Annotated in this window: 6 protein-coding genes; all 6 read left to right on the forward strand. The window is 44.9% G+C overall.

Translation table 11 applies throughout. From position 1 onward, the window contains the following. Positions 1 to 26: 26 nt before the first annotated feature. Positions 27 to 3641 carry a DNA-directed RNA polymerase subunit beta' gene (rpoC, locus tag IEV18_RS10835; RefSeq protein WP_188392398.1) on the forward strand — a complete coding sequence of 1205 codons (3615 nt, stop codon included), beginning with the start codon at positions 27 to 29 and terminating at the stop codon, positions 3639 to 3641. Between the two features lie 168 nt (positions 3642 to 3809). Further along, the gene (locus tag IEV18_RS10840) at positions 3810 to 4061 is read left to right on the forward strand and encodes a ribosomal L7Ae/L30e/S12e/Gadd45 family protein (protein ID WP_188392404.1); all 252 of its coding nucleotides are present in this window, start codon (positions 3810 to 3812) and stop codon (positions 4059 to 4061) included. Positions 4062 to 4185: 124 nt separating this feature from the next. Continuing rightward, positions 4186 to 4605: a 30S ribosomal protein S12 gene (gene rpsL / locus IEV18_RS10845; RefSeq protein WP_188392399.1), complete on the forward strand. Its 420-nt coding sequence runs from the start codon at positions 4186 to 4188 to the stop codon at positions 4603 to 4605. A gap of 35 nt (positions 4606 to 4640) precedes the next feature. Further along, on the forward strand, positions 4641 to 5111 hold the full coding sequence (gene rpsG, locus IEV18_RS10850) for a 30S ribosomal protein S7 (protein WP_188392400.1): 471 nt from the start codon (positions 4641 to 4643) through the stop codon (positions 5109 to 5111). 42 nt (positions 5112 to 5153) lie between these two features. Further along, positions 5154 to 7232, forward strand: a complete 2079-nt coding sequence (gene fusA / locus IEV18_RS10855) for an elongation factor G (protein WP_188392401.1) — start codon at positions 5154 to 5156, stop codon at positions 7230 to 7232. 123 nt (positions 7233 to 7355) lie between these two features. Further along, on the forward strand, positions 7356 to 8543 hold the full coding sequence (gene tuf / locus IEV18_RS10860; RefSeq protein WP_188392402.1) for an elongation factor Tu: 1188 nt from the start codon (positions 7356 to 7358) through the stop codon (positions 8541 to 8543). The last annotated feature ends 159 nt before the right edge of the window (positions 8544 to 8702 follow it).

The following is an 8702-nucleotide window of genomic DNA, read 5'->3' on the forward strand; positions in this document are numbered from 1 at the left end:
GGTGACGAATAAGGGAGGAAGGCTCCTTGCTGGATGTAAACAATTTTGAATTTATGAAAATAGGATTAGCTTCACCAGAGAAAATCCGTTCCTGGTCTTACGGAGAAGTAAAAAAACCAGAAACAATTAACTACCGGACGTTGAAACCGGAGAAAGACGGATTGTTCTGTGAACGGATATTCGGCCCGACGAAAGATTGGGAATGCCATTGCGGAAAATATAAACGGGTACGCTATAAAGGTGTCGTTTGTGACCGTTGCGGAGTCGAAGTAACGAAGTCAAAAGTGCGACGGGAACGGATGGGTCACATCGAACTTGCGGCGCCTGTATCCCACATATGGTACTTCAAAGGGATTCCAAGCCGCATGGGTTTAGTGTTGGATATGTCACCGCGAGCCTTGGAAGAAGTAATCTACTTCGCCGCTTATATCGTAACGGACCCTGGAAACACACCGTTAGAAAAGAAACAGCTGCTTTCCGAAAAAGAATATCGCAACTATTACGAAAAATACGGAAATGCCTTTAAAGCGCAGATGGGTGCGGAAGCAATCCGGAAACTTCTGCAAGATATTGATTTAGAAAAAGAAGTTGAAAACTTAAGAGAAGAGCTAAAAACGGCTCAAGGCCAGCGGAGAACCCGTGCAATCAAACGTCTGGAAGTGATGGAGGCGTTTCGTAACTCCGGAAACGATCCTGCATGGATGGTGCTGGATGTGTTGCCTGTCATTCCGCCAGAAATCAGACCGATGGTGCAATTGGACGGCGGACGTTTCGCCACTTCCGACTTAAACGATTTGTATCGCCGGGTAATTAACCGCAATAACAGGCTCAAGAGATTGCTTGACCTTGGAGCACCGAGCATTATCGTGCAAAACGAAAAACGGATGCTTCAAGAAGCGGTGGATGCGTTAATTGACAATGGCCGCAGAGGACGTCCGGTTACAGGTCCGGGCAACCGTCCATTGAAGTCTTTATCCCACATGTTGAAAGGTAAGCAAGGACGTTTCCGTCAAAACTTGCTTGGAAAACGAGTGGACTATTCCGGGCGTTCCGTTATCGTTGTCGGTCCAAATTTGAAAATGTATCAGTGCGGTTTGCCGAAAGAAATGGCATTAGAACTCTTTAAGCCATTTATTATGAAAGAATTGGTGGAAAGAGGTCTTGCCCACAACATTAAGTCGGCAAAACGAAAAATTGAAAGAGTACATCCGGACGTATGGGATGTGCTGGAAGATGTTATTAAAGAACACCCTGTGCTTTTAAACCGAGCGCCGACATTGCACCGTTTAGGTATTCAAGCCTTTGAACCGACATTGGTGGAAGGCCGGGCAATTCGTCTTCACCCGTTAGTATGTACGGCATATAACGCGGATTTTGACGGTGACCAAATGGCGGTACACGTGCCTTTATCTGCTGAAGCTCAGGCTGAAGCCCGCATCCTGATGCTTGCTGCGCAAAACATCTTGAATCCGAAAGATGGCAAGCCGGTAGTAACTCCATCGCAAGATATGGTTTTAGGTAACTATTACTTAACGATGGAGCGGGCGGGAGCGATTGGAGAAGGAAAAGTATTTAAAGATATGAACGAGGCGCTCATCGCATACCAAAACGGTTATGTGCATCTCCATACACGCATTGCTCTTCCGGCCCGGAGTCTAAACAATAAAACTTTTACAGAAGAGCAGCAGGACAAATTACTGCTAACTACTGTCGGCAAACTGATTTTCAACGAAATATTGCCTGACTCCTTCCCTTATATTAATGAGCCGTCGAGGGTAAATCTGGAAGTGCGGACACCTGATAAATATTTCTTGGAAAAAGGCACGAACGTTAAAGAAGAAATTAAAAACAGGGAATTAGTTAAACCGTTTAAAAAAGGATTTCTCGGCGATATCATTGCCGAAGTATTTAAACGCTTTAAGATTACTGAAACCTCCAGAATGCTTGACCTGATGAAGGATCTTGGCTTTAGCTATTCTACGAAAGCCGGTATGACGGTCGGTATTTCCGATATCGTCGTACTTCCGGAAAAACGGGAAATCTTAGACGCGGCTCAGGAAAAAGTGGATCGGGTGCTGAAGCAGTTCCGCCGCGGTTTAATAACGGAAGAAGAGAGATATGACCGTGTCATTGCAATTTGGTCTGAGGCGAAGGATAAAATCCAGGATCGTCTCATGAACTCCTTGAGTGACCAAAACCCGATTTTCATGATGAGTGATTCTGGAGCCCGTGGTAATGCTTCTAACTTCACTCAACTTGCCGGAATGCGGGGATTAATGGCAGACCCTGCTGGTAAGATTATTGAAATCCCGATTAAGTCCAGTTTCCGCGAAGGGTTAACCGTTAACGAGTATTATATTTCTACTCACGGAGCACGGAAAGGATTGGCGGATACCGCGCTGAAGACAGCGGACTCTGGTTACTTGACCCGCCGACTCGTTGACGTGGCCCAGGATGTAATTGTGCGCGAAGAGGACTGCGGTACAGACCGCGGACTGAAAGTTACCGCGCTTTCCGATGGATCAGAGGTCATCGAGCCGTTGTCAGACCGTTTAATTGGACGGACGGCATTCTTAACGGTAAAACATCCGGAAACAGGAAAAGTAATTGTAGAAAAGAACCAGCTTATCTCCGAAGATCAGGCGAAGGAAATAGTCGAAGCCGGAATAGAAGAAGTTACCATTCGCTCCGTCTTTACGTGCAATACGAAACATGGGGTATGTCAAAAATGTTATGGCCGCAACCTTGCAACCGGCTCCGATGTGGAAGTCGGAGAAGCGGTGGGTATCATCGCTGCCCAGTCGATTGGCGAACCGGGAACCCAGTTGACGATGCGTACGTTCCACACAGGTGGAGTTGCAGGAGACGACATCACTCAAGGTTTGCCTCGTATTCAAGAATTGTTTGAAGCCCGCAATCCGAAAGGGCAGGCGGTCATTTCTGAAATTTACGGTACTGTCGTTGACATTAAAGAAAACAAAGATAAGCTGGAAGTTGTCATCCAGGGCGAAGTCGAACAGCGAGCTTATCCGGTGCCGTATAATGCCCGTATTAAAGTTTCCGTCGGGGAAACGGTGGAAGCCGGCCAAGAGCTGACAGAAGGTTCCATCGATCCGAAAGATTTATTGCGGGTTAAAGGAATCGAAGGTGTACAAGAGTATATTCTTCGGGAAGTACAACGGGTATACCGGATGCAAGGGGTGGAAATCGGCGATAAACATATCGAAGTTATGGTTCGCCAAATGCTCCGAAAAGTTCGCGTTGTCGATTCCGGAGATACCGATGTGCTTCCAGGTTCCTTGCTGGAATTCCATCAATTTAGAGATGCGAATAAGGAAGTGCTGCTTAACGGAGGCCAGCCAGCAACCGGCCGTCCGGTATTGCTTGGAATTACGAAAGCCTCCCTGGAAACAGATTCCTTCTTATCTGCTGCGTCTTTCCAAGAAACGACCCGGGTACTAACCGATGCAGCTATCAAAGGAAAACGGGATGAACTCCTCGGATTGAAGGAGAACGTTATTATCGGAAAACTCGTTCCTGCTGGAACAGGGATGCAGCAATATCGCAACATTAAACCGTTTCTTGACAAACCGGAAGAACCGTCGGAAGAAACTGTATCCGAAACAGAAACCGTGCAATAAAACTCTTGCCCTGTAAAGGATTGGACCATTCCTTTACAGGGTTCAATTTCATCCTTTTTTCTTGGTGAAAACGTAAAAAATCATTAAAAATGATTGACATCAAATTGCTGTGATGATAATATATTCAAGGTGATTCCGATTATACTTGTAGCTTTGGAGGATATGAAAATGTCTTATGAAAAAGTGTCTCAAGTAAGATCTCGCTTAATAATCGGAACGAAACAGACACTGAAGGCGATGAAAAACGGCAATATCAGTGAAGTGTACGTTGCCGATGACGCCGATGCGCATGTTACTGAAAAAGTAATTCAATTAGCGCAAGAACTGAACATCCCATGCGAGCACGTCGCTTCAAAGAAAAAACTTGGAGCTGCTTGCGGCATCGAAGTTGGCGCATCCGTGGTCGGGATTCAGAAGTAAAAAGATAGCGTTGACCAGCTATTTTTTTGCGAAAAAATGAACCGCCTGGATGTGTGGGATTAGGAAATGGATAGTATAGCACTTTAGCTATAGTAAAATCAGCAAAACGAAAGGAGGAAATGCAATGCCTACAATTAATCAGCTTGTGCGCAAAGGTCGCGTAAGAAAAGCGAAGAAATCGAACTCTCCTGCACTTAACAAAGGGTACAACAGCTTCAAAAAGACTCTGACAAACCAAAACTCCCCGCAAAAGCGCGGTGTTTGTACTCGTGTAGGAACATTAACTCCGAAAAAACCGAACTCTGCACTTCGTAAATATGCCCGTGTGCGTTTGTCCAATAACATGGAAGTAACAGCTTACATTCCGGGAATTGGCCATAACTTGCAAGAACACAGCGTTGTGCTAATTCGTGGCGGTCGTGTAAAAGACTTGCCGGGGGTTCGTTATCATATTGTCCGCGGAGCGCTCGATACTGCCGGTGTAGAAGGCCGTATGCAAGGACGCTCTAAATACGGTACAAAGAAACCAAAAGAGAAAAAATAAACTAGAAAGACAACTCAAGAAAGGAGGATGTAAATATGCCTCGTAAAGGTCCAGTACCAAAGCGTGATGTATTGCCAGATCCGCTTTATAACTCTAAATTAGTTACGCGTTTAATCAACCAAATTATGATTGACGGTAAACGCGGAAAAGCACAAAAAATCCTTTATAAAGCTTTTGATATTGTTCAAGAAAAAACAGGACAAAAGCCAATGGAAGTTTTCGAACAAGCGTTGAAAAATGTCATGCCTGTACTTGAAGTACGTGCTCGTCGGGTAGGAGGTTCCAACTACCAAGTACCGATGGAAGTTCGTCCTGAAAGACGTCAAGCATTAGGTTTGCGTTACCTTGTAAACTACGCTCGTCTTCGCGGAGAAAAAACAATGGAAGAACGTCTTGCAAACGAAATTATCGATGCTTCCAACAACACTGGTGCAGCAGTGAAGAAACGCGAAGAAATGCATAAAATGGCTGAAGCAAACAAAGCATTTGCTCACTATCGTTGGTAATTTTAAACTAACCAAAGTATGGAACAGAAAGGAGAAGAATACATGGCTAGAGAGTTCTCCTTGGAAAAGACGCGAAATATCGGTATCATGGCCCACATTGATGCGGGTAAAACTACGACAACCGAACGTATTCTTTTCTATACAGGACGTATTCATAAAATTGGTGAAACCCATGAAGGGGCTTCCCAAATGGACTGGATGGAGCAGGAGCAAGAACGCGGGATTACCATTACTTCTGCTGCAACAACAGCCCAATGGAAAGGCCACCGTATCAACATCATTGATACACCTGGGCACGTGGATTTCACCGTTGAAGTTGAACGCTCACTAAGAGTGCTTGATGGTGCAGTTACAGTATTGGATGCCCAATCTGGAGTTGAACCGCAAACAGAAACAGTATGGCGCCAAGCTACAACTTACGGCGTTCCGCGTATTGTATTTGTTAACAAAATGGACAAAATCGGCGCAGACTTCCTTTACGCTGTATCTACTTTAAAAGATCGTCTAGGAGCCAATGCACATCCTGTACAATTGCCGATTGGTGCAGAAGATCAATTTGAAGGTATTATCGACCTAATCGAAATGGAAGCACATTTCTATTTGGACGATTTGGGCAAAAAGGAAGAGGCGCGGGAAATTCCTGATGAATATAAAGACAAAGCAGAAGAATTGCGCGTCAGCTTAATTGAAGCAGTGGCTGATGCTGATGAAGACGTAATGATGAAATATTTAGAAGGGGAAGAGATTACGAACGAAGAGCTGAAGCGGGCAATCCGCAAAGCGACAGTAAATGTTGAATTCTACCCTGTCTTCTGCGGCTCTGCTTTCAAAAATAAAGGTGTTCAATTGCTGCTGGACGGCGTTATCGACTATTTGCCTGCGCCAACAGATATACCTCCGATTGAAGGTACTGTTCCTGGCACTGATGAAAAAACTACCCGTCCATCTTCTGATGACGAACCATTCGCAGCACTTGCATTTAAAGTAATGACAGATCCGTTCGTTGGTAAACTTACTTTCTTCCGTGTTTACTCCGGAACGTTAACTTCAGGTTCCTACGTGAAAAACACGGTGAAAAACAAACGGGAACGGATTGGCCGTATCTTGCAGATGCATGCTAACCACCGTGAAGAAATCCCTGTAGTATATTCCGGTGAGATTGCAGCAGCTGTTGGTTTGAAAGATACAGGTACAGGGGACACCCTCTGTGATGAAAAACATCCGGTTATTTTGGAATCGATGGAGTTCCCAGAACCAGTTATTTCTGTTGCCATCGAACCAAAAACAAAAGCTGACCAAGATAAAATGGGTACTGCTCTCGGCAAACTGTCCGAAGAAGACCCAACCTTCCGTGCAGAAACAAACCCAGAGACAGGTCAAACAATCATCTCTGGTATGGGTGAACTGCACTTAGATATTATCGTTGACCGTCTAAAACGCGAATTTAAAGTGGAAGCAAACGTTGGTGCTCCACAAGTAGCTTATCGTGAAACATTCCGTGCTGCAGCTGAAGTTGAAGGTAAGTTCATTCGTCAGTCTGGCGGACGCGGACAATACGGTCACGTATGGATCAAGTTCGAACCAAACGAAGAAGGCGCTGGATTCGAATTCATCAACAACATCGTTGGTGGGGTCGTACCACGGGAATACATTCCTGCTGTTGAACAAGGTGTTAAGGAAGCAATGGAAAACGGTGTTCTTGCCGGCTATCCGCTAATCGACGTGAAAGCAACGCTGTTTGACGGAAGCTACCATGATGTAGACTCCAGTGAAATGGCATTTAAAGTTGCTGCATCCATGGCGCTAAGAGCGGCGAAAAGCAAGTGTAATCCGGTGCTTCTTGAGCCTGTAATGCGTGTGGAAATCACCGTCCCAGAAGAATATATGGGAGACATTATGGGTGACGTCACATCCCGCCGCGGACGTATCGAAGGAATGGAAGCTCGCGGAAATGCACAAGTTGTAAGAGCCTTTGTACCACTTTCCGAAATGTTTGGATATGCAACAGCACTACGTTCAAACACGCAAGGTCGCGGTACGTATACGATGGTATTTGACCACTATGAAGAAGTGCCAAAATCCATCGCTGAAGAAATTATTAAGAAAAATGCAGGAGAATAATTGATTTTTTTGCAGATGTAACGTATAACATTGGTGAGGACTAAGAAATATGCAATGGGTTATTTCTTAGCTGAACATAAATTTTATAAAAATATATTTTTATATTTAAAGGAGGAACTATAAATGGCAAAAGAAAAATTTGACCGCTCCAAACAACACGTTAACGTTGGTACTCTTGGACACGTTGACCACGGTAAAACTACGTTAACTGCTGCTATTACTACGGTTCTTGCAAAACACGGTGGTGCTGAAGCACGCGCGTATGATCAAATCGACGGTGCACCAGAAGAAAAAGAACGTGGAATTACAATCTCTACTTCTCACGTTGAATATGAAACAGAAACTCGTCACTATGCGCACGTTGACTGCCCAGGACACGCTGACTACGTGAAAAACATGATTACTGGAGCTGCGCAAATGGACGGAGCTATCCTGGTTGTTTCTGCAGCTGACGGTCCAATGCCGCAAACTCGTGAGCATATCTTGCTTTCCCGCAATGTTGGCGTGCCTGCGTTCGTAGTATTCTTAAACAAATGCGACATGGTTGACGACGAAGAATTACTAGAATTAGTTGAAATGGAAGTTCGCGATCTACTATCCGAATACGACTTCCCAGGAGACGAAATTCCTGTAATTAAAGGATCTGCGCTTAAAGCTCTTGAAGGAGATCCAAAATACGAAGAAGCTATTCTTGAATTGATGAAAGCTGTTGACGAGTACATTCCAACTCCAGAGCGTGAAACTGACAAGCCATTCATGATGCCAGTAGAAGACGTATTCTCCATTACTGGTCGTGGTACAGTTGCTACTGGTCGTGTAGAACGCGGTCAAGTTAAAGTTGGAGACGAAGTAGAAATCATCGGCCTAGCTGAAGAATCTACGAAGACTACAGTTACTGGTGTGGAAATGTTCCGTAAGCTTCTTGACTACGCTGAAGCTGGAGACAACATCGGTGCGCTTCTTCGCGGAATTGCTCGTGATGAAGTACAACGTGGCCAAGTATTGGCTCAACCAGGATCCATTACTCCACATACTCAGTTCAAAGCTGAAGTTTACGTATTATCTAAAGAAGAAGGTGGACGTCATACTCCATTCTTCTCTAACTACCGTCCACAATTCTACTTCCGTACAACGGACGTAACTGGTGTTATTACTCTTCCAGAAGGAACTGAAATGGTTATGCCTGGAGATAACACTGAAATGACAGTAGAATTGATTTCTCCAATCGCTATTGAAGACGGTACTCGTTTCTCCATCCGTGAAGGCGGACGTACTGTTGGATCTGGCGTTGTAACTGAGATTATTAAGTAAGTTGAATAAAAAACAGGAGACGTTGCATCGTCTCCTGTTTTTTTGGTGGTGTGCCCGGCATGGGTGCAGACTATAGGGTGAAAGTCCCGAACAGTGAAGGCAGTAGTAGCTGTAGCTTAAGACAAGGGCATGGGGGGTGACCGTCATGTCTGAAGGAAG

Origin of the sequence: Compostibacillus humi (assembly GCF_014637175.1) — a bacterium.
GTDB classification, from domain to species: Bacteria; Bacillota; Bacilli; order Bacillales; family Amphibacillaceae; genus Oceanobacillus; species Oceanobacillus humi.